Annotated in this window: 21 protein-coding genes; 9 read left to right on the top strand and 12 right to left on the bottom strand. The window is 48.3% G+C overall.

The window, feature by feature from the left end:
- Positions 1-57: 57 nt before the first annotated feature.
- The 5 genes from DXZ20_RS25895 to DXZ20_RS25875 all read right to left on the bottom strand — a co-directional run bounded on the left by DXZ20_RS25895 (position 58) and on the right by DXZ20_RS25875 (position 3045).
- Positions 58-234, bottom strand: coding sequence for a hypothetical protein (locus DXZ20_RS25895; protein WP_163701978.1), 177 nt, complete (start codon positions 232-234; stop codon positions 58-60).
- Complete coding sequence (locus DXZ20_RS25890; RefSeq protein WP_163701976.1) at positions 227-1243, bottom strand: low temperature requirement protein A; 1017 nt, start codon at positions 1241-1243, stop codon at positions 227-229. Before DXZ20_RS25890 ends, DXZ20_RS25895 begins: the two co-directional genes overlap by 8 nt.
- 104 nt (positions 1244-1347) lie before the next feature.
- The gene (locus tag DXZ20_RS25885) at positions 1348-1896 is read right to left on the bottom strand and encodes a hypothetical protein (RefSeq protein WP_163659208.1); all 549 of its coding nucleotides are present in this window, start codon (positions 1894-1896) and stop codon (positions 1348-1350) included.
- A gap of 60 nt (positions 1897-1956) precedes the next feature.
- Positions 1957-2463 (bottom strand): GNAT family N-acetyltransferase, encoded by a 507-nt coding sequence (locus tag DXZ20_RS25880; RefSeq protein WP_163703619.1) that lies wholly within the window; start codon positions 2461-2463, stop codon positions 1957-1959.
- Between the two features lie 126 nt (positions 2464-2589).
- Positions 2590-3045, bottom strand: a complete 456-nt coding sequence (locus DXZ20_RS25875) for a hypothetical protein (RefSeq protein ID WP_163701974.1) — start codon at positions 3043-3045, stop codon at positions 2590-2592.
- Positions 3046-3253: 208 nt separating this feature from the next.
- Between DXZ20_RS25875 and DXZ20_RS38340 the strand changes: the two genes are divergently transcribed.
- Positions 3254-4054 carry a sigma-70 family RNA polymerase sigma factor gene (locus tag DXZ20_RS38340; RefSeq protein ID WP_163701972.1) on the top strand — a complete coding sequence of 267 codons (801 nt, stop codon included), beginning with the start codon at positions 3254-3256 and terminating at the stop codon, positions 4052-4054.
- Positions 4055-4166: 112 nt separating this feature from the next.
- Here the strand turns inward: DXZ20_RS38340 and DXZ20_RS25865 are convergent, their stop codons facing one another.
- The 5 genes from DXZ20_RS25865 to thrC all read right to left on the bottom strand — a co-directional run bounded on the left by DXZ20_RS25865 (position 4167) and on the right by thrC (position 7506).
- On the bottom strand, positions 4167-4598 hold the full coding sequence (locus DXZ20_RS25865; protein WP_163701970.1) for a DUF2267 domain-containing protein: 432 nt from the start codon (positions 4596-4598) through the stop codon (positions 4167-4169).
- A gap of 125 nt (positions 4599-4723) precedes the next feature.
- Positions 4724-5281 carry a cysteine hydrolase family protein gene (locus DXZ20_RS25860; RefSeq protein ID WP_163701967.1) on the bottom strand — a complete coding sequence of 186 codons (558 nt, stop codon included), beginning with the start codon at positions 5279-5281 and terminating at the stop codon, positions 4724-4726.
- Positions 5282-5285: 4 nt separating this feature from the next.
- Entirely contained in the window at positions 5286-5588 is a 303-nt protein-coding gene (locus tag DXZ20_RS25855) for a hypothetical protein (RefSeq protein WP_163701966.1), read from the bottom strand.
- A gap of 105 nt (positions 5589-5693) precedes the next feature.
- Positions 5694-5981 (bottom strand): hypothetical protein, encoded by a 288-nt coding sequence (locus DXZ20_RS25850; protein ID WP_163701964.1) that lies wholly within the window; start codon positions 5979-5981, stop codon positions 5694-5696.
- Between the two features lie 127 nt (positions 5982-6108).
- Positions 6109-7506, bottom strand: coding sequence for a threonine synthase (gene thrC, locus DXZ20_RS25845; protein ID WP_163701962.1), 1398 nt, complete (start codon positions 7504-7506; stop codon positions 6109-6111).
- A gap of 696 nt (positions 7507-8202) precedes the next feature.
- Between thrC and DXZ20_RS25840 the strand changes: the two genes are divergently transcribed.
- The 4 genes from DXZ20_RS25840 (at position 8203) to DXZ20_RS25825 (ending at position 12296) form a co-directional block, all read left to right on the top strand.
- Positions 8203-9279, top strand: a complete 1077-nt coding sequence (locus DXZ20_RS25840; protein WP_250564632.1) for a potassium channel family protein — start codon at positions 8203-8205, stop codon at positions 9277-9279.
- 87 nt (positions 9280-9366) lie between these two features.
- Positions 9367-10080 carry a heterocyst differentiation pentapeptide repeat protein HetL gene (hetL, locus tag DXZ20_RS25835; RefSeq protein ID WP_163701960.1) on the top strand — a complete coding sequence of 238 codons (714 nt, stop codon included), beginning with the start codon at positions 9367-9369 and terminating at the stop codon, positions 10078-10080.
- Between the two features lie 721 nt (positions 10081-10801).
- Complete coding sequence (locus tag DXZ20_RS25830) at positions 10802-11578, top strand: biliverdin-producing heme oxygenase (protein ID WP_163701958.1); 777 nt, start codon at positions 10802-10804, stop codon at positions 11576-11578.
- Between the two features lie 112 nt (positions 11579-11690).
- A complete protein-coding gene (locus DXZ20_RS25825) occupies positions 11691-12296 on the top strand; it encodes a 4Fe-4S single cluster domain-containing protein (RefSeq protein ID WP_163701956.1) in 606 nt (201 codons plus the stop codon).
- A gap of 33 nt (positions 12297-12329) precedes the next feature.
- On the opposite strand, the gene ftsH is transcribed toward DXZ20_RS25825, so the two are convergent.
- Complete coding sequence (ftsH, locus tag DXZ20_RS25820) at positions 12330-14291, bottom strand: ATP-dependent zinc metalloprotease FtsH (protein ID WP_163701954.1); 1962 nt, start codon at positions 14289-14291, stop codon at positions 12330-12332.
- Positions 14292-14491: 200 nt separating this feature from the next.
- The gene (locus DXZ20_RS25815; protein WP_163659196.1) at positions 14492-14743 is read right to left on the bottom strand and encodes a hypothetical protein; all 252 of its coding nucleotides are present in this window, start codon (positions 14741-14743) and stop codon (positions 14492-14494) included.
- Between the two features lie 25 nt (positions 14744-14768).
- Between DXZ20_RS25815 and DXZ20_RS25810 the strand changes: the two genes are divergently transcribed.
- The 4 genes from DXZ20_RS25810 to DXZ20_RS25795 all read left to right on the top strand — a co-directional run bounded on the left by DXZ20_RS25810 (position 14769) and on the right by DXZ20_RS25795 (position 19761).
- Positions 14769-14945: a hypothetical protein gene (locus tag DXZ20_RS25810; protein ID WP_163701953.1), complete on the top strand. Its 177-nt coding sequence runs from the start codon at positions 14769-14771 to the stop codon at positions 14943-14945.
- A 75-nt stretch (positions 14946-15020) separates the two neighbouring features.
- Positions 15021-15764 carry an ABC transporter ATP-binding protein gene (locus DXZ20_RS25805; protein WP_163659194.1) on the top strand — a complete coding sequence of 248 codons (744 nt, stop codon included), beginning with the start codon at positions 15021-15023 and terminating at the stop codon, positions 15762-15764.
- Between the two features lie 6 nt (positions 15765-15770).
- Positions 15771-18134, top strand: coding sequence for an ABC transporter permease (locus tag DXZ20_RS25800; protein WP_250565930.1), 2364 nt, complete (start codon positions 15771-15773; stop codon positions 18132-18134).
- Between the two features lie 217 nt (positions 18135-18351).
- Positions 18352-19761 (top strand): efflux RND transporter periplasmic adaptor subunit, encoded by a 1410-nt coding sequence (locus DXZ20_RS25795; protein WP_163701951.1) that lies wholly within the window; start codon positions 18352-18354, stop codon positions 19759-19761.
- Positions 19762-19767 lie beyond the last annotated feature (6 nt).

The raw sequence follows: 19767 nt of genomic DNA, 5'->3' as shown, positions 1-19767 counted from the left end.
AAATACCCCGTCGGGATGCACGGCGAGGCATCCCTGCATTCTGTGTGCCCCAACATCCTACGCTGCCTTTAAGGACGCAGGTTTACCCTGATAGAGATCAAGCCCCACTTGCACAATTCCCATCAGGGCAACAAAACTCATTACCCCCATGGCGGAGAGCTCAGTCCCCACTAGTCCTACACCTAGCATAGCGGCCATACCCACTAATCGATGGCGGGTTCGGGCCTTACACATGAAAATCACCCCCATGCGATGTAGTACGGCCAATGAGCCATAACAAAGTGCTACTGAACCACACAACAGCCATCGTTCTGGAGTGGCTAAAACTCCAGCATGGCCAGCCGATTTCCACACCGATCCCGGTTGCTGCTAATCCAATCACCAGGGGTAAATGGATATAAAGCCACAGCTGTAAAATCTGGACGCGGCCAGAGGTGCGGGCAGTTTCTAGGGCAGAGCCGGACACATTTTCAAAGTATAGCCACCAGAGAGAAAAGGCGATGGTGAAACCTGCGATCGCACATAGCGTACTGGCAAACTCCCAATGCATCTCAGACACGCCGTTGACCACCGCAATAATAGCCTCGCCCAACACAATGATGGTAAACAAACCAAAACGCTCAGGCAGGTGCTCCGGATGTGGCGGCAGCTGTTGCACCATGGTCCTCGCTAACATGGGTGTGATAAAATCCACCGCCAGGCCAACTGTCCATAGAACGAAGCGAAGCGACAGCGGTACAAAGGCCGAAATTAGCCATAGCAGTGCGCCTACACTAAACCCCACAGCGTAGCGATTCGTTAAACCTCGCGCTTGCGGAATATGCCAGCCAGCCCAGAGGTATTCCAGCACCAACATCAGTCTAGACGCAACATAGGCCAGGGCAAAGCTACTGGAACTGTCATCCAGGCCATGGTGCACATTGACGGCCAGGGCCGCCACCGCCAGCATTTGCAGCCCCATTAAAATACGCCGGACCACATCGTCATTATCAAACCGGTTGGCATAGAAAGTTGTGCCAATCCAGACCCACCATAGGGGCACAAACAGGGCTGCAAAACTTAGAAATCCATAGACTGAAACATCTACACTGAGTTTGTGTGCCAGCTGAGAAATGGCTACCACAAACACCAGATCGTAAAATAGCTCTAGCCAAGTAGCATGGCGGTGCTGTTCGTCGCGGTGCTGTTCGTCTGCGGTCTCACCTACCCAGAGGCGAGGGGGGCGGAGCCAGGATTTCATCATGGTGGGTTCGAGTGAAACAGAACTGTGATACAAGCATCTTAGATCTGATTCAAATCAGTTTGAATTCTGATATATCCCCCAGGTACACTGTGCTCACCAATGGCTCAATAGCCAAAGCGATTACGAATCTTTTGAGAACTCCGCTGTAGCTGATCGATAATGGCTTTAACATGGGGTCTCTCCAGTTCAGGAATGCCGGCTGCTGTGGTATCAAACACGCCAATTTCTGCCCGTAAAAATTTACCAATAACAATCTGAATATTTCGTATTTCGATCCATTGTTCCAGAGGGATGGAACCTTCGTAATTTTCTTCTAGTAGCTCAATAAGATAGTTGTGATATCCCCAAATCACCTTAGCTGTCGTGGGTGTTAGCAAAATGGCATGGGCAGAAATCCACTCATCATATTGGCGTTGAAATTCGATGAGCTGTTGTTTGTCGGGCGAACTATATTCAATTTTATGGTTGAGCTGATTCAGGGCCTTAAACAGAACAGGATAGACCTCTAAGCGTTTGTCAAAGAGTGACGTTGTGTAGGTCTGTTCTAATTGTTTCGTCAGCTTGCGGAATTCAGTACGGGATTGATAAACCGCGATTAAGGACGATGCCAACAATGTAATTAGCCCCGATACGATAGCTATTACCAATTGCATAATTCTTGCTTATCTATCCTTTCTGATGGCAGCGTTAGTGAGGCTAACATAACTCGAACACTAATCCCGATTCAAACTGTCCCAACCCTCTCGATTGAGGCGATAAACAAAACAGTCACTGCCTCCAAACTGACGACGCTCAATTTGCTGAAAGCCTAGCCGTTCATAAAAACGGTGGGCTCGGGTATTGCTAACCAATGGATCAATCAGCACAGCCACCACAGCTGAGTCGGTAAAACAGCGGGTCAGTGCCAGACGCATCATCTGCGTTCCATAGCCTTTGCCCAGGTCAGAAGCCGCACCAATCCAAAGGTCGATAGCCCTCAAATTGGCAGGCACATCGCCCCAATAGTGACTCTCTTCCAGGGCTGGATCAATAATCTGAATACAGCCAATGGGTCGCCCATCTAGTTCAGCAATCAACTGCTCACGCCAGGTCGGTGAGCGGCTGAGTTCTATCTCCCACTGCCAGTCATCATCAGGATCGGAGGCGATTACATGGGGCTGTTCGTCCCAGTGACGCAGTACAGCTAAATCGTCAGATGTGGCAGGACGTAGAGTAATCATTGGGATAACCTTGGCAAAGTGGATCAGCTCCTGGGTACTTGGCCAGGCCATCGCCTATCGCCCAGACTGGGTTGACGACTGTTACAAAAGCGCACCATCTCCATCACTGGATGCTAGAGCCCTCGATTAACTCCATGAGACCGTGAAATAAATCATATTGCCTTGGGGATCAAGATCGACTGAGCCAAAGCCAGCTCCACCGTTGGGGCTAATGGTATAGCGAAATTTGCCCGACTCCAATCGGGTCCCTTCGTCTAAATTCAATCCTGGCGAGTCTTGAATCCACTTTTCTAGAATCGAACGCTCAGCGGAAAATGAGCCCCTAAAGGTTCTAGAAAATGAGCTACCCGACGTCATAATCTGCAAATCCGTCGCCTCGGGTGGGATAGGCGCAAAATTTCCCCATTCCCAGGCCACATCGATCATATGTTGCTGCATGAACGGGTTATGGTTTTCGACCCAGTTAGGAGCCAAGAGCCATAGACTGCCGAGGCCGATGATAATTGCAAGCATGCCAGCACACCCCAAGCATCCTAGCTTTAGTCCATGACTTTTGGGATTAGGCTGATTCAGAACAGTCATTGGGCTATCAACAAATGGGCTGCTACTCTCGACGTGCTGACTAGAGCTTTGATTCAAACACATCAAAATCCATAAAAACTTACCACTAACTGCCTTATCCTCCTAACTAAATATTTCATTCGATTTGGCAACTCACTGGCCATGGCGAAGTAACCTTTTTGGACTACCCTGCCACTATTTATTAGCCAGTTAGTGTTATAGAACAGACATGCCTGAGGAAAACGATCAGGAATTAATTTTTCTAGTACGGCAGGGAAATAAGGCCGCATTCGGTCAGTTGGTATTGCGTTACCAACCGATGGCCCAACGTCTGGCAAAACGTTTAGTGGGCAATGATGATTTAGCTCAAGAGTTAGTGCAAGAGGCCATGTTACAGGCCTATCTGTCTCTAGAGAAGCTGCGGGAGCCAACCCGTTTTAAGAGCTGGCTTTACGGCATTGTGTTAAACATCTGCCGCAATCACCTCAAACGCCATAAAGTTATCTGTTTTTCCCTTGAAACCATGGTTCAAAAGCTAATGTATGAGCCATTGATTGGTAGTTCAGCCTCTCCTCAGAAAATTGTCGAACAAGAGGAGTTGCGTATTAGTGTTCTGAGTGCAGTTGATCAACTATCTGAAAAAAATCGATTAGCCACGCTGCTGTTCTATGAAGAGCAACTCAGCTTAAAAGAAGTGGCGGAGCACTTAAATATTTCAGTGGGTGCTGTCAAAGGACGGTTGCATAAATCACGTCATCAACTCAAAGAAAAATTATCACTGCTACAGCCCCAATCTGTTTTAAATCTGGAGAATAAAATAATGTCTACTAATCATGCTGCTCAGATACCCACAAAATTTTGCTGCTCCTTTTGTGGCAAGAGTCAGACTGAAGTTAATTTACTGATTGCGGGGTCAGCATTAGATGCAATACCTGCTTACATTTGCAATGAGTGTATTGATATATGCAATCAAATTATCAGTTCCCATGCAGATTCAGAAGGTGTTTCTACATCAAAAGTATCTGGCTAAAGGGTTGCTCTGATAAAATCTACAGAGATGTTAAACCATGGTTTTGTTCTTTTGTAAAAGGAGAGAACTAGTGCAAGACAAAGGGCAGGCGGCGAGGCCCGATTTTAGGGGCCTACAGCTGTTCCCACAAAACCTTAACTCCGTCTGGGAGGTAACCGGAAATTTCTTGCACAATGTCTGCGGGCAGTTCATTTCTTACGGTTGAAAAAACAGCGATAGTCACACCCTGCGGAGTAACATCTTTGGGCACACTGCCTTCTTGGGTAATGCGACGCATAAAGATTTCGGAGTCAATTTTAAGTGGGGGGCGCAATCGACTAATCAATCTCACAATCGGATTGTCGTCTCGCCAGAGCTTAGCAATCTCTTGATTGCTAAAGGCCGCCTCAATACGATCAGATGCTTCAGTCGTCATCATGTCACGCATGGTTCGAAACACAACAACAGTGGTGTCACGAGCATCATAGATGTCGGGGAAATTAGCCTTTTGCATTATCTGCTCTAAAAAGCCCTTCTGAGATTCATTGATAGCTGCTCCCGCCATGACATCCTCCTGATATTATCGATTTTAATTTTCGATAATACTCACTAGCTATTGCTAATAACATTTATTTGATTATAACGAAACTTTTAGCGATTGATTGTATGGAAGATTTCAAACAACAAGCACTATATGCTATCTAGTATGGTGGGGGTGTCGACTACTGTTGCGTACTCTTGATGCATATTGGCTAAGGCAAGGGCGTGTACTCGCTCAGCTGGGTGCAGATTTTGCTCTAAATCGAGCTTGTCAAACGTCGCTGTGGCATCTGAAACAACATAGGTATCAAAATTAAGGTTACCTGCAACTCTAACAGTTGCCTCAACGGAATTGTTTGTGATGACCCCTGTGACTATTAGGGTCTGATAGTTATTTTGTCTTAGCCACTGTTCTAAATCGGTACCAATAAAGGCACAATTTACGTGTTTGCTAACAATCTTTTCACCACGGTTAGGAATCACAATATCTTTAAAATCGCACCCTTGCTGTCCTGGACGGTAGGTGGAGTTAGGATCAGTTGAAAGATGACGAACATGAACAATTGGACGCTGAGTAGCCCGCCAGGCACTTAGCAGTTTTGCAATATTTGCCTCAGCTTGTTGATTATTGCGTCGTCCCCAACTGGAATGATCAATAGCCTTTTGCACATCAATAATAATGAGGACGCTATTGGACGGAATCTGCATCAACTTAACCTCCGTAGGGCTCTAGGTGACGCCAACTATGAAAACACCATGGGCATTGCTTGGCTGTGGGGGTACGGGGTACTTTTGCGCAATTGGGGCATCGATTTAACAAGGTAGGATATTCTCTGACAATGCGATCGCGCAATAATTCTGAAAAAGCTTGCTCGCCCAGCTCAATCAATGCTAAAGCGTTGGGTGCAGTTACTTGACTTTTTTGTTCTAGAGTAGTGGCTATTTTTCCACCATAGAGTTGGGCTTTTTTCCTAAGGCGGAAGTGTGACAGTGCCGCCAATTCAGCTGTTGTCATTACGGATGTACAATGCTGTGAGACATATCCTAAAAGGTGCTCTTGTTCGTTGTATTCCATAGAGCTTATTAAGTAAGCTTCGGCTAAGGCTCAACGATAGCGTAACTATCGGTTAAAGCCATGCTCCAGGGGGGGATAGGTGAGCAAGTTGGTGCCTAGCTTACAGCGACGGGCCGCCATCGGGTTTCGGGGTCTCGGCTCCAGAGGTTGTATTTGGTTTGCCGCATGGCAATGGGATGATCCTAGCGGCTCGATGTCGGGGTGCGAGCCCGGCTTTGAGTAGGCCTGTACAGCGGAATTTGCCTGCTGGGATTTTGGGTGCGATCGCGCCAACGCTGACCTGTCAGGTCGCACCCAAAATCCGATTAAAAATGGACAATCCTGTAGGAGCATTCCCTTGTGGATGCCCTTCGATACCGAAGGCTATCAATCCTGATTGCGTATCAGAAGTCAGTAAGGGGCTAGATTCTAACCCCTGATTCCTCTTTTTGGAAAACGTCCCGATTTAAACTGTTACCCCTTATCTTGCTCCCAACGTTTCTTCTACAAACGCTTTGACGGTTGCCCGGTCATTGTCTAGCACCGTAAATTGCTCTTCTCGCTCAAACAAATCACTGAGGAAGTCGGGCAGATGGGGGAAAACATCTACGGCCCCCTTAATGGCATCGGGGAATTTAGCTGGGTGGGCGCAGGCGAGGGAAACATGGACGGCATCATTGGGTAACTCCTGCAATAAGTCGGGGGCGCAGGCAATGGCCGTGTGGGGATCAATCAGCTCACCCGTGGCGTGGTAGATTTTCTGAATGATTTGAGCGATACTGTCATCATCAAATCGTCTACCGGCAAAGGTTTTGCGCAATTCTGTCAGCACATCGGGCGATACGCTAAAAATGCCGGTTTTCTTAAACTCAGCCATGGTTTTCATGACATGGTCTGCGTCATTTCCATAGGTATGAAACAGTAGCCGCTCAAAATTGCTGGATATTTGGATATCCATACTGGGTGCGATGGATGGGGAAACGGCATCGGTGCTCATTTTGCCAGAATCGAAGAAGCGGGCCAGAATATCGTTTTTGTTGGTCCCTATGGCTAGTTTACTAATGGGCAATCCCATACGCTTTGCGACATAGGCAGCGAATACATTGCCAAAGTTACCGGTGGGTACGGCAAAGGATAGGGTGCGCTCAGGGGCACCTAGATTCAGTGCGGCATACACGTAGTAGACGACCTGCGCCATGATGCGCGCCCAATTGATGGAGTTTACTGCTGACAGTTTATATTTGTCGCGAAAGTCTAAATCGTTAAATAGCTCCTTGACAATTGTCTGGCAATCATCAAATGGTGCGTTTAGTGCAATGTTATGGACGTTTGTCGAGAGCACCGTCGTCATTTGCTTACGCTGAATCTCGGAGGTGCGATTGTGGGGATGGAGAATAAAGATGTCAATGGTATCTTTGTCGCGGCAGGCTTCAATGGCAGCGGAGCCAGTGTCTCCAGAGGTTGCACCAAGGATGGTAACGCGTTCGCCTCGTTCTTGTAACAGGTGGTCGAATAGCTTACCGAGAAACTGTAGTGCGTAGTCTTTGAATGCTAGCGTTGGGCCGTGGAATAGTTCCAGTAGAAAATGGTTGGTGTCTAGTTGCTTGATGGGGGCAATTGCTTTGTGGTGGAAGCCTGCATAGGCTTCATCAATCAGCGTTTTGAGTGCATCTGGCTGGATGGCATCGCCGACAAAGGGCTTCATTACTTCGTACGCCACCACTTGGTAGGGCTTGCCGCGTAGTTGTCGCCATTGCTCTACGGAGAACTGTGGATAGCTCTCTGGCACATATAGACCACCGTCTCTGGCTAGACCGGTGAGGACTACATCGGCGAAATCAAGAACGGGGGCTTGACCACGGGTGGAGTGGTATTTCATTTATTCTCCTGGAAAAGTGATATTTGTGTATCTCGCTAGCATATTTTATATGTTGAGCGTGAACATCAGTGGTTTAGTTCAAAACCATCAACAGGGCAATGGGTTAAGGAGTTGCCGTAATGGGGATTGCACAAAAATAGAGCCCCAGCTTTGGGTTGTGGATGAGTGATGGGGGAATTGGGTGATGGGGGAATTGGGTGATTAGTTAAGCGCAGCGTGTAACTAATGACGCCTATGGGTAGGATCGTTCCACCGCCCCATGTATGACCCAACGTACTAGATTATTCCTACTCACCACTCACTTACACAACCAGACTGTATTCAGTTGCTCCCGAAGTGTTCTTTACTCTTGAGCAGCAGTACGATGGTCAAACTGCCAATGAGTTTGAATGTTTCAACAGAATTGACCTGGTACTCTCGCAAAATCTGGGGGCCTAAATTGTCAAAGATCTGAAAAATGTTTAGTGCGGGATAGTGGGGTGGAACAACTTTTTTTGATTGTTGAGCATCTTTTCAAGACAACAAGTTAATAGACTAGATTCTCTCTTGATTTATGAGAGAATCTTCATCAAGCTAAGGTCGTCCCAAATTTGATAGAAAAAATGCATCGTGATGATAGAAATGTGCGTGGATTGTTAGGACCTTATGGGTTGCAGCTCTTAGTTTAGGCTGGTTAAATTAAGTAAAAAAAGCTTTATGCCAGCGCGTTTACCCCGCTCATCCCTGTCGGATGCATTTATTGAAGAAACCTATCAACGGACACGGCGACATTTATTGGGAGGTGCGATCGCACTAGGCTGTGTTGTCTTATCAGGCGTGCTTTGGTACCGGGTGATTGAGGGCTGGACCTGGCTAGATGCGACCTATATGTCTGTCATTACCCTGGCAACGGTAGGGTTTGCAGAAATTCAACCGTTAGGGGCCAGAGGTAGACTATTTACTATTATCTTAATTTTAATGGGCGTTGTTGTCATCGCCTATATCTTAAATTGTTTTACAGAGGCTCTAATTCAAGGTCACCTACAAGCCGGTATTCGTTTGAGACAACGGCGTAAACTTATGAAATCTTTGGCAGGTCATTATATTATCTGTGGGTTTGGCCGCACAGGTCGGCAAGTCGCAACAGAATTTGCGTTCGAGGCTATCCCCTTCATTGTGGTTGATTCCCATGAAGCATCTGTACAAGCCGCTCAGCAGATGGGATTCATCACCTTTCAAGGGGATGCTACCCTAGACCAGGTTCTCTTTCATGTGGGTATCGACCGAGCCCATGGTTTGGTGGCCGCGCTCCCATCCGATGCCGAGAATCTATATGCCGTCCTCTCAGCCAAAACTCTGGCCCCCGGCATTCGCACCATTGCTAGGGCCAGTACTGAAGAAGCTGTCCAAAAACTCCAGCGCGGTGGCGCAGATGTGGTGGTTTCTCCTTATATTACAGGAGGCAAACGAATGGCGGCTGCGGCTATTCGTCCCCAGGTGGTTGACTTTTTAGATGGTATTCTCACCGGAGCAGATCGCACTGTTTATATAGAAGAGTTTCTGATTTCTCCAAAACACTGTCCTCAAATTGGCAGAACCCTAGAAGAGGCCCAGTTAAGAGTAAAATCTGGAGCTTTGATCCTGGCAATTCGTCGTGCGGATAGCTCACTCATTGTTGGCCCCAATGGTGATACTTTACTTTGTTCTGGAGATTTGGTAATTGTCATGGGCTCATCCGATGAACTGCGGCGACTTAATCAAATTCTTGGCCCCATCCATCGAAAATATCGATAAATCTGAATTGATACCCCAAAAACAATCTAATCTTCATTTAAAGGCATAGAATAGATATAAATCTATCAGAGTCCCCTTACAGGTTTAATGAATAATAAAGAACTGCTAAAGGCCTATGAGGCTGGCGAGCGTGATTTTTCTGGGTTAACACTCTTAGAGTTAGAGCTACTTCAGCTTGATTTAAGTGATGCAAACTTTAGTCAATCTGATTTACGGCAGTCTCGCTTAGGTCGAACGCACTTCTGTCGTGTAAATTTTGAAAATTGTAACTTAAGCGAATCGATTCTTTGGGGTAGCGATCTTCGCAGTGCTAATTTAAAGCAGGCACAGCTACGAGAAAGTGACTTAAGCAGTGCCCTATTAACGCAGGCCAACTTAGAAAAGGCAAATCTTATCAAAGCCAGCCTTTGTGGAGCTAATCTCAGCGATGCAAATCTTGCTAATGCTTGTCTGTTGGATGCCGATTTGCGCTCTAATTCTGACCAGAGAACGGATCTAGGACAGTCTAATTTGAGTGGGGCTGATTTAAGCTATGCATTTTTAAGCGGTGCCATTTTACGGGGGGCCAATTTAGCCCAAGCGAAGCTGTGTCGCGCTAAATTAGGCAAAGACTATCGCCCTGGAGGATTTCCCTCCGATCTCAGTGAGGCCAACCTGCAAGGGGCTGATCTTAGCTATGCTGATTTGACAGGCGTGAACTTGAAAGAGGCCAATCTAAAAGGGGCTGACCTAACGGGTGCAATACTGCATCAGGCAAATCTCTACCATGCCATCATGCCCGATGGTCAGCCCCATGGCTAACCAAGGACTTTTTAACGTACGCTCTCTCCCATAGACACTGAGGCTATGGGAGAGAGCAAGGACAGCCGCCGCCGCTCTCCCGCAAACATCTATTAATAACTTTCTAGGTATAAATACCATTATATAGTGCATCCATGCCGCCACAGGCATCATATTTTGTAAGCCATCAGCCGGTCAGCCCAAAGGGATATACGGCAGACTCATCCATAGGTTAGAGCTGCAACTCAGCAAAACGAAGCAATACTAAAGATTCCATGCCGTTTTTCTAGAATTTAAGACTTACCATAAAGCGTAAAGTTTTGAAAATAGGGATCCAGTAATCGTTTAATCGCTATATAGTAATTAAAGCTAAGCCTAATGTTTTTAGCCATGAGTTTTTAAGCCAATCTACCGCAGGCAAATGCAGATGTCGCTTCTCCCCTTCACACATTGGCAATATGGTTATGGGCCCACACCTGAGACGCCAGAAGCAGAGCTATCGGGCCTCCTTCTCAAATCCCAAGACTGGGTGGGCTGGGCCTCAACATCTTGATATTTTCTAAGTTATCTGACAAGTTTTCTGGCAAGAAATATCAATGAGTATCTCCAACTACTTAGAGGTATGCACGTCACAAGGAGGGCTCCTAATTCGTGCCTATGCTCCAATCAGCATTATTTCTTGCCTTTTTTCTTCTTTTAGGCTCCACAGCCAGCTCGATGCAGCAATCATTGAGGGTATACCATGAACCACAACTTAGCTATGCAGTTGCGGGAAGGGACACAGAAGTCTCATGCACTGGCAGAAAACACAGCATTTATGAAATGCTTTCTCAAAGGTGTTGTTGAAAGGGACCCCTTCCGTCATCTAATCGCTAACCTATACTTTATTTACAGTGCTCTAGAAGAGGAAATGCGACGGCATGCCCATCATTCTGTCGTGGGTACCCTGTATTTCCCTTCCTTAGAGCGAGTGCCACAATTAGAAAAAGACCTTGCTTTTTACTATGGCAAAAATTGGCGTGGTGGGATTATGGCATCCTCAGCCGGTCTCCATTACATAGAACGCATTCATCAGGTGGCTAACCAGAATCCATCCTTATTGGTTGCCCATGCCTATGTGCGCTATATGGGTGATCTCTCCGGTGGGCAAGCTCTAAAGGCCATTATCCGTTCTGCGCTACAACTACCGGAAGGCTATGGAACAGCCTTTTATGAATTTGACGATATCTTTGACGATATCTCTACTGTGGAAGCTCGACGGGCTTTTAAGGGGCAATACAGAGATGCTTTAAACTCATTGCCCATTGAGATGAGTCTAGTACGAAAAATTGTTGACGAAGCAAATGTAGCATTTCGACTGGATTGTAATATTGTTAATGAGCTAGAGCCTCTGGTGAAAGCAGCCATTGGCGAACATGTCTTTGACTTGATTACTCGCCAGGATACACTTGGCCGTACAGAATACCATCATCGGTCACCGACAGTATCTACTGAACTCGTGTCTTCAGTAACTGTCTAATCATTGACTTGTTCATCGGCTACCTCCTCTTCTATGAACCTCCATATCCCCCGCAAGGGGGATTTTTTCATAACTGCTCGATTGACCATATCCAGTAACTAGGAGAAATACGATGCCACTAGCCGAGAAAGATACAACTATACCGCCCAATCACCTCAATATTATGGGGTATGTAAATCGCTCTGAAGTCAACGGTCCAGGTCGTCGGGCCGTGGTATGGGTCCAGGGCTGCTTACGAGAATGTCCAGGATGTTTTAATCCGGCCTCCTGGTCTTTTGAACCTAACCAGATAGTATCCATTGATGAACTGGTCAGCCGTATCCTGAATGATCCTGAAAACGAAGGGGTGACGTTCTCAGGGGGTGAACCCTTTTGGCAAGCAACCGCCCTGGCAGAAGTAGCCCGACAGGTTAAAAAACATGGGTTAAACGTCATGTCGTTTAGCGGGTTTACATTAGACGAATTACAGAAAACTGATGCCCCTGAAGGTTCCCAGGCACTGTTAAAACAGTTGGATATTCTCATTGATGGTCCATATGTTGAATCCCTAGCCATCAATGAACCCACTTCACCGGTCTCATCTCGCAATCAACAAGTACGGATCTTTAATCCGGACCTAGCCAATCGCATTACATGGGCCAGTGATCAAATAGAAGTCCATGTCTTCAAGGATGGCAGTCGCCTGGTTACGGGGTATCAAGGCTATTCATATGAATAACTGCGTTGAGAAAAACTAGGGTGTGACTCCGAGCTAATAGGTCGTTTCATAGTGTCGTTCTTTTTGTAGATATGGCTGCAACCCCTGATGGCCTGGATTTAGCCAAGCGTGCACATCGGTCAATGGTTGAATATCAGCCAATAATGTTTTCAGAGTGTCACCTTCAAGGCTCTCCGCCGTCAGCAGTTTTTGGGCAATTCGTTCTAAGACTGCTTGGTTCCTCGCTAAGAGCGCAGTGGCCATTTGATAAGCATGATCAATTAGCTCTTTGATTTCACCATCAATAGTCTCCGCCAGATGAGGACTAATGGGGCGACGAGGCTGTCCAAATCCGTCTAAAAATTGTGCTTGGTTACGTTCTACAGCCATGGGACCTAGGGTTTTGCTCATGCCATAAAGCGTGATACAGCGTTCGGCTAAGTCTGTTGCCTTTTGGATATCATCACTGGCCCCAGTGGAAACCTTGTTGAAAATCAATTCTTCGGCGGCACGTCCCCCCAATAGCATCATCAATTGGCCTCGAATCTCATCTTCCATCATTAAGAACCGATCGTCCTCTGGTAGCTGGAGTGTATACCCCAGAGCAGCCACACCTCTAGGTACAATTGAAATCTTCTCAATGCTCCCAGTGCCGGGCATTAGGGCACCGATGATCGCGTGTCCAGCTTCATGGTAGGCCACTGTTTGCTTCTCTAGCTCGCTAAGGATCCGTGACTTTTTCTCAAGCCCGGTTAACATTCGCTCAATGGCTTCATTAAAATCAGCCATTGTTACAGCTTCACGGTTTTTGCGAGCAGCTAATAAGGCTGCTTCATTGATTAAGTTGGCTAAATCCGCCCCAGCAAAACCGGGGGTACGGGCTGCTAGCTTAGATAACACAACATCATCTGACAGCTGCACCGTCTTAGCATGAACATCTAGAATGGCTTTTCGTCCCTGGCGATCAGGGCGATCCACGACAATACGACGATCAAATCGACCTGCCCTTAACAGCGCTGGATCTAACACCTCAGGGCGGTTAGTGGCTGCCAGCAGAATCACACCCGCATTGGGTTCAAAGCCATCCATCTCCGCCAAAAGCTGATTTAATGTTTGTTCCCGTTCATCATTGCTAGCGAAAGGGCCATTGGCAGTCCGCGATTTACCTAAAGCATCTAGTTCGTCGATAAATACAATACAAGGGGCTTGTTGTTTAGCCTGCTCAAACAAATCTCTTACCCGTGAGGCCCCGACACCCACGAACATTTCAATAAATTCTGATGCTGAAATACTGAAAAAGGGCACTCCGGCTTCTCCAGCAATGGCTCGTGCCAGCAACGTTTTACCGGTTCCTGGCGGGCCTACTAATAAAACTCCCTTGGGAATTTTGGCCCCCAGGCGAGTATATTTTTTTGAATCCTTTAGAAAATCAACAATTTCTTGGAGTTCGGCCTTAGCCTCGTCTACGCCAGCCACATCGTCAAAGGTAACGCTATTCCCACTTTGGGAATATATGCGTGCTTTGCTTTTACCAACACTGAGGGCTGCGGGGCCTGCTTGCATTCTATTGGCAAAGCTTCCCCATAGTATCCACACTATCAATAGTGGAAATAATAGGCTCCAGAGACCCCCTACCCAGCGACCATTGGTTGGTAAGGCCGTAATCTCAACGTCATGTTGTCGTAGGATGCGAGATAAATCTGGGTCGGCGGGTAAGGGCGTTGTCGTTGCCACCTCTGGTTGAGTAGCCGCTTCATCGTTGAGAGATGTATCAACGGGTATGAGCGTATATTCAATTTCATGTTCGCTGATTTTTACGGTGGCGACCTGACCGCTTTCAACCTGGGTGAGGAATTCACTGTAGGGAACTGCCTCAGGGCGTTCTGGCATACGAGTCATCGTAAATACCATAATTAGCAGCCAGACCATAAGCCAGCTGAGATTAATTAGCGCAGGCCTCCAACCGGTTGGATTGTCTTTGGGTGGAGATGAACGAGGAGGGGTACGGTTTTGCATAGCATTGCACGGATAAGTGATGATGTTTACAGGCTTGATCCCGAAGCATTTGCAGCCATATCGTTCAGGGCCTAATGCCACATACTTTGAGTGTAAACAGCTGATTTGAGGAACTTATGAGTATGATCCCCGTGGCGAGACAGGCCTGTCTCCTCGTGCAGTTATCGCCCATTACTGAATTACTATCTCCTGAGCCCTAATTACCCACCTAACTCAAATCTCCCTGCATCACTATCTGACTTTTCTAGGGTCTCTTCTGCACGACTCAGCATTGTTTCCTTTAAATGCTCGGTTGTCTGGCGTTGTTGTGTAACATGTTCACGTTCTTCAGCAGCCACTGAATCCTCAGTATCCAAACTTTCTACTGCTCGATTTAACATCTTTTCGTCTAACTGCTCTGCATGCTGACGCTTTTGAGTGTTAGCGGCTCTAGTTTCCTGTTCAATATTCATGGTGGTTTTTAACTGTAATTAAGCCATGGATAGGTTAATCAAGCATTCTGAGGATATTGTGAGGATTGAGGCTGCCCTAGGGTGTGCGATCGCAACTAAGCATCGAGCTGACGGCAATCATGTCCGGTGCGATCTCATTAACGTGTTGTTACACCCCTCACAAATTCCTCAAGTTTTTTGTCTAAGATCACCACAAGAGTAACAGTGACGCATTTTTACGTTTATTTAATTTGAGTAACTGCCGATAGAAATAATTCCTTGTTTACTAATAGCCAGTATGGTGGCAAATTCAACGTCAAATCCAGCATCCATGATGCCTCCTGCCGTCTTTCATATGGAGCAGGTCAGTAAGGTCTATGTAATGGGCGAGGTCAAGGTGCATGCACTGGAGTCAGTGGATTTAGACCTTTACGAGGGAGAGTTTGTCGTACTACTGGGACCATCAGGTAGCGGCAAGTCGACACTGTTAAATATTTTGGGCGGTTTAGATGTCCCCTCCGGTGGCCAGGTTTATTTTCGCAACCAGGCCATGAATAAAGCTAATGAACAGTCTCTGACTCGATTTCGCCGCCAGTCGGTGGGGTTTGTGTTTCAGTTTTATAACCTGATTCCCAGCCTGACAGCCAGGGAGAATGTGGCCCTGGTGACAGATATTGCTCGCCATCCCATGAAACCGGAAGATGCCCTAGAGCTAGTCGGTTTAGCCGATCGGTTGGATCACTTTCCGGCGCAGCTGTCGGGGGGAGAACAACAGCGGGTTGCGATCGCCCGTGCCATTGCCAAACGTCCCGAAGTTCTCCTCTGCGATGAACCCACCGGAGCCTTAGATTTCAAGACTGGCAAGCGAGTATTAGAGACCCTGGAACGAGTCAACCAAGAATTTGGCACCACAACGGCTGTAATCACCCACAATGCGGGCATTGCCGCCATGGCAGATCGCATCGTCCACATGCGCAGTGGCAACATTGCCGATATTAAACGAAATGAACAGAAAGCGTCTCCGGCGGAGTTGGAGTGGTGAGGGGATATGGCACTGAAAGCCTTAGACCGTAAACTATTTCGAGATCTCCTGCGTATGCAAGGGCAGGTGCTGGCAATTGTCCTGATTGTCACCTGTGGCATGGCCAATCTGATCACCATGATGAGCACCCACGGGTCACTACAGCTCACCCAGGATACCTACTACGACCAGTACCGGTTTGCCGATGTATTTGTCCAGCTAAAGCGTGCCCCCAAAAGCCTGACCGCCCGGTTTGAGCAAATTCCGGGGGTGGGGGTTGTGCAAACGCGCGTGGTCCAGGATGTCACCCTGTCCGTGGAGGGCCTGGCGGAACCGGCTACCGGACGATTAATCTCGATTCCTGAGCACCCCACCCCAATGCTCAACGATCTGTTTATTCGCAAAGGGCGCTATCCAGAACGAGGGGATGAGGTGCTGGCCAGTGAAGTCTTTGCTGAGGCCAATCACCTGGAACTCAACGACACGGTTGGGGCAATTCTCAATGGGCGCTGGCAAACCCTACGGATCGTTGGTGTTGCCCTATCGCCGGAGTATATCTATGAGATTCGGGGCACGGAAATTGTTCCTGATAACCAACGCTTTGGCATTCTCTGGATGCAGCAGGAGGCCCTGGCAACAGCGTTTGACATGGATGGGGCCTTTAACGATGTCAGCTTAAGGCTGATGCCAGGTGCCAGTGAAGCCGAGGTGATCTTTCAGCTAGACCAGCAGTTGGAAACCTATGGTGGATTAGGGGCCTTTGGTCGAGAAGATCAAATTTCCCATACCTTTATTTCCGATGAGATTCGTCAGCTGTCGGCCCATGCTGTCTTTATACCTAGCATTTTTCTAGGAATTGCCGCTTTTTTGTTAAATCTGTTGCTCAGTCGGTTAGTGAGCACCCAGCGAGACCAAATTGCAGTGATGAAAGCGTTTGGCTATGACAACTTTGCGGTGGGGCTGCACTATCTAAAACTCGTACTGATCGTGGTGTTGCTAGGTGTCGTTCTAGGCAGCGGTCTGGGTTGGTGGATGGGGCAAGGTATGACCCGCTTGTATGCGGATTTTTATCACTTTCCGGTGCTGCAATATGAGGTGCGACCATCGGTACTGGTGACGGCGCTATTGGTCAGTGGTGGTGCAGCAATATTAGGGGCGTTTCTGGCGGTGCAGCGCGCGGTGTCGCTTCCACCAGCTGAAGCCATGCGGCCTGAACCTCCGGCCACGTATCGGCCTACATTAGTGGAGAAACTGGGCCTACAGCGGTGGTTTTCTGCACCTAGCCGCATTATTCTCCGGAATTTGGAGCGACGTCCGGTGCAGGGATTGTTGTCGGTGGTGGGCATTGCGGTTGCGATCGCAATCCTGGTACTGGGCCGTTTTTTCACCGACGCCATGGATGCCCTTGTGGATATCCAGTTTCGCACCATTCAGCGAGAAGACATTACCCTGGTCTTTAACAATCCCCTATCGAGCCGCGCCCAGTTTGACCTTTACAGCTTGCCAGGGGTATTACGGGCCGAACCCTTTCGCACGGTGCCCGCTCGGCTGCGCTTTGGTCACTATCAAAAACTCAGCGGCATCAATGGTGTGGAGCCCGGTAGCGAACTCCGTCGCCTGCTGGACCGCGAGCAGCGGCCAGTAACATTACCGCCTGAGGGAGTTGTTTTATCCACAAAGCTGGCGGACATTTTACAGGCCCACCTGGGAGACCAAATCACAGTGGAGGTGTTAGAAGGAGAGCGTCCCACGCGCACCGTGCCAGTCACCGGCATCTTTGACGAGCTGGTGGGCATTTCCGCCTACATGGATATCCATGCCCTCAATCGCTTAATGCGAGAAGGATTTACCCTTTCCGGTGCCTATTTACAGGTGGATGAACACGAACAACAGCAGCTTTATGCCGAGCTTAAACAAACTCCTGCCGTGGCCAGCGTCGCCATGCGTCAAACCACCATTGATCAGTTCAACGACATTCTCACCAGGAGCATGGCAGGATTTACCATGGTATTGGTAGGGTTCGCGTCGGTCATTGCCTTTGGGGTGGTGTACAATGCCGCCCGCATTGCTTTATCAGAACGAGAACGGGAACTGGCCACCCTGCGGATCATTGGATTTACCAAAGGTGAAATTGCGTTCATCTTATTAGGAGAACAGGCGGTGCTATTAACGCTATCAATTCCCATCGGGTTTGCTCTGGGCTTTGGTATGGCGGCACTGATGACTGAGATTTATGACTGGGAGCTGTTTCGCTTTCCTTTGGTGATTACTCCAGCCACCTATGCCTTTGCTTTTGTCGTGATTATGGCGGCAGCGTTGGCTTCTGGCTTACTGATTCGACGGCAGCTGAATCGACTGGATTTGATTGCTGTTTTAAAAACAAGAGAGTAATAGAAGTTATGAAAAGAGCGCACAGGAGATAGGGGCAGCAGAGGATACCGGGGGGAAAGGTTTATTATTAACCACTAATTCTTGGAGCAAAAATCAATGCAGTACTCTTATATAAAAGCTAAAACTTGCTTCCCTCCTGGGATGGCAACGGGGTCGGTTGTCCACTAACACTCCTCAAAACCACTCATCAAGTTCCTCTGCCTAAGGAGATCTCACTATGACTCAGGCCCAGAAACAAACGGTCAAAAACTTGTTTCGACGGAAGCCCAAGGATCCGTCGACTCCTGCGACCCGACGGCAACTTCGTTTGCCTCGCTGGTTGCCCTATGGTCTAGCTGGTGTAGGTATTACTGTTCTGGTGGGTCTCGCCTTTCGACCTACCCCCATTCCCGTGGATATAGGAACCGTGACAACTGGTCCGTTGCAGGTGACTATTGATGCTGAGGGAGAAACGCGGGTTAAAGATCGATATGTGGTCTCAGCACCTGTGGATGGACGCTTACGGCGAATCGATCTAGAAGCAGGGGATCTGGTGGAGGCCAATGCTGTTGTTGCACAGCTTGATCCATTGCCCCTAGATAGTAAAGTACAGACGGCCCAAGCACGATTGCAGGAGTTGCAGGCTGAGCTGGTGGGGGTGGATACCCAGCGACCTAAGGCAGAAGCTTTGGCCCAGGCGTCTGCTCGACTACAGGCGGCCCAGGCAACACAACAGGCTGCCGCCGCAGAGGTGGAAGAGACTCGGGTGGAGCTGGAGCAGGCACGTCGCGATCGCAACCGGGCCCAAGATTTAGAAACACGGGGTGCCATCTCTCGTCAGGCCAGAGAGACGGCTGAACTAGAAGAAGATCGTCTGACACAGGAACTGGCAGCCGATGAGAAACGGTTGGGCAGTGCGATCGCAAATGTGACAGCTGCCCAGGAAGCCCTAGCGTTGCTGCGAGAAGAACAACGCGACCCTGATTATTTAGAAGATGCCTACCGCGCCCAAATAGCTGGGGTGGAGGCAGAGCTAGCCAACCTGGTGGATGAGGCACAACGCACAACAATCTCGGCCCCCATTAGTGGCTCGGTGCTACGGGTACCCGATGAGAGTGCTCGTTTTGTTCAAGCCGGAGACCCCTTACTAGAGTTAGGAAACCCAGGTGATTTGGAGTTGGAGATTGATGTGCTGTCTACAGACGCAGTGCAGATTGAACCTGGCGATCAGATTATTGTTGATCAATGGGGTGGCCCCAAGCCACTGGCAGCTACCGTCAGCTATATTGAACCTGCGGCCTTTACCGAAGTGTCTGCCCTGGGCGTAGAAGAACAACGGGTCAATGTTATTGGCACGTTGACTGAACCTACAGCCAATCCTTTGGGGGATCGGTATCGCATTGAAGCCCAGATTGTCACATGGGCAGACAAAAATATCTTACAAGTGCCAGTTAGCGCACTTTATCGCTGCGGTGAGAGCTGGTGTGTGTTTGTTGTGGAAGATAATCAGGCCCAGCCCCGTGAGATTAACATTGACCACCGCAGCACTATGGCGGCTGAGGTGACGGAGGGATTAAGGGATGGAGAACAGGTGGTGCTACATCCCAGTGAGGAACTTGAAGCTGGACGTCAGGTTAAGGAGAGATAGCTGACT

The sequence above is a fragment of the Adonisia turfae CCMR0081 genome, assembly GCF_011009555.1.
In the GTDB taxonomy this organism is placed as follows: Bacteria; Cyanobacteriota; Cyanobacteriia; order Phormidesmidales; family Phormidesmidaceae; genus Leptothoe; species Leptothoe turfae.
The sequence above is the reverse complement of the archived record's forward strand: the minus strand, read 5'-3'. Positions and strand labels throughout refer to the sequence as shown.

Coding starts and splice junctions, on each gene's coding strand:
- DXZ20_RS25895 (WP_163701978.1), bottom strand. CDS start 234: ATGTGTAAGGCCCGAACCCGCCATCGATTAGTGGGTATGGCCGCTATG.
- DXZ20_RS25890 (WP_163701976.1), bottom strand. CDS start 1,243: ATGATGAAATCCTGGCTCCGCCCCCCTCGCCTCTGGGTAGGTGAGACC.
- DXZ20_RS25885 (WP_163659208.1), bottom strand. CDS start 1,896: ATGCAATTGGTAATAGCTATCGTATCGGGGCTAATTACATTGTTGGCA.
- DXZ20_RS25880 (WP_163703619.1), bottom strand. CDS start 2,463: ATGATTACTCTACGTCCTGCCACATCTGACGATTTAGCTGTACTGCGT.
- DXZ20_RS25875 (WP_163701974.1), bottom strand. CDS start 3,045: ATGACTGTTCTGAATCAGCCTAATCCCAAAAGTCATGGACTAAAGCTA.
- DXZ20_RS38340 (WP_163701972.1), top strand. CDS start 3,254: ATGCCTGAGGAAAACGATCAGGAATTAATTTTTCTAGTACGGCAGGGA.
- DXZ20_RS25865 (WP_163701970.1), bottom strand. CDS start 4,598: ATGGCGGGAGCAGCTATCAATGAATCTCAGAAGGGCTTTTTAGAGCAG.
- DXZ20_RS25860 (WP_163701967.1), bottom strand. CDS start 5,281: ATGCAGATTCCGTCCAATAGCGTCCTCATTATTATTGATGTGCAAAAG.
- DXZ20_RS25855 (WP_163701966.1), bottom strand. CDS start 5,588: ATGACAACAGCTGAATTGGCGGCACTGTCACACTTCCGCCTTAGGAAA.
- DXZ20_RS25850 (WP_163701964.1), bottom strand. CDS start 5,981: ATGCTCCTACAGGATTGTCCATTTTTAATCGGATTTTGGGTGCGACCT.
- thrC (WP_163701962.1), bottom strand. CDS start 7,506: ATGAAATACCACTCCACCCGTGGTCAAGCCCCCGTTCTTGATTTCGCC.
- DXZ20_RS25840 (WP_250564632.1), top strand. CDS start 8,203: ATGCCAGCGCGTTTACCCCGCTCATCCCTGTCGGATGCATTTATTGAA.
- hetL (WP_163701960.1), top strand. CDS start 9,367: ATGAATAATAAAGAACTGCTAAAGGCCTATGAGGCTGGCGAGCGTGAT.
- DXZ20_RS25830 (WP_163701958.1), top strand. CDS start 10,802: ATGAACCACAACTTAGCTATGCAGTTGCGGGAAGGGACACAGAAGTCT.
- DXZ20_RS25825 (WP_163701956.1), top strand. CDS start 11,691: ATGCCACTAGCCGAGAAAGATACAACTATACCGCCCAATCACCTCAAT.
- ftsH (WP_163701954.1), bottom strand. CDS start 14,291: ATGCAAAACCGTACCCCTCCTCGTTCATCTCCACCCAAAGACAATCCA.
- DXZ20_RS25815 (WP_163659196.1), bottom strand. CDS start 14,743: ATGAATATTGAACAGGAAACTAGAGCCGCTAACACTCAAAAGCGTCAG.
- DXZ20_RS25810 (WP_163701953.1), top strand. CDS start 14,769: ATGGATAGGTTAATCAAGCATTCTGAGGATATTGTGAGGATTGAGGCT.
- DXZ20_RS25805 (WP_163659194.1), top strand. CDS start 15,021: ATGGTGGCAAATTCAACGTCAAATCCAGCATCCATGATGCCTCCTGCC.
- DXZ20_RS25800 (WP_250565930.1), top strand. CDS start 15,771: ATGGCACTGAAAGCCTTAGACCGTAAACTATTTCGAGATCTCCTGCGT.
- DXZ20_RS25795 (WP_163701951.1), top strand. CDS start 18,352: ATGACTCAGGCCCAGAAACAAACGGTCAAAAACTTGTTTCGACGGAAG.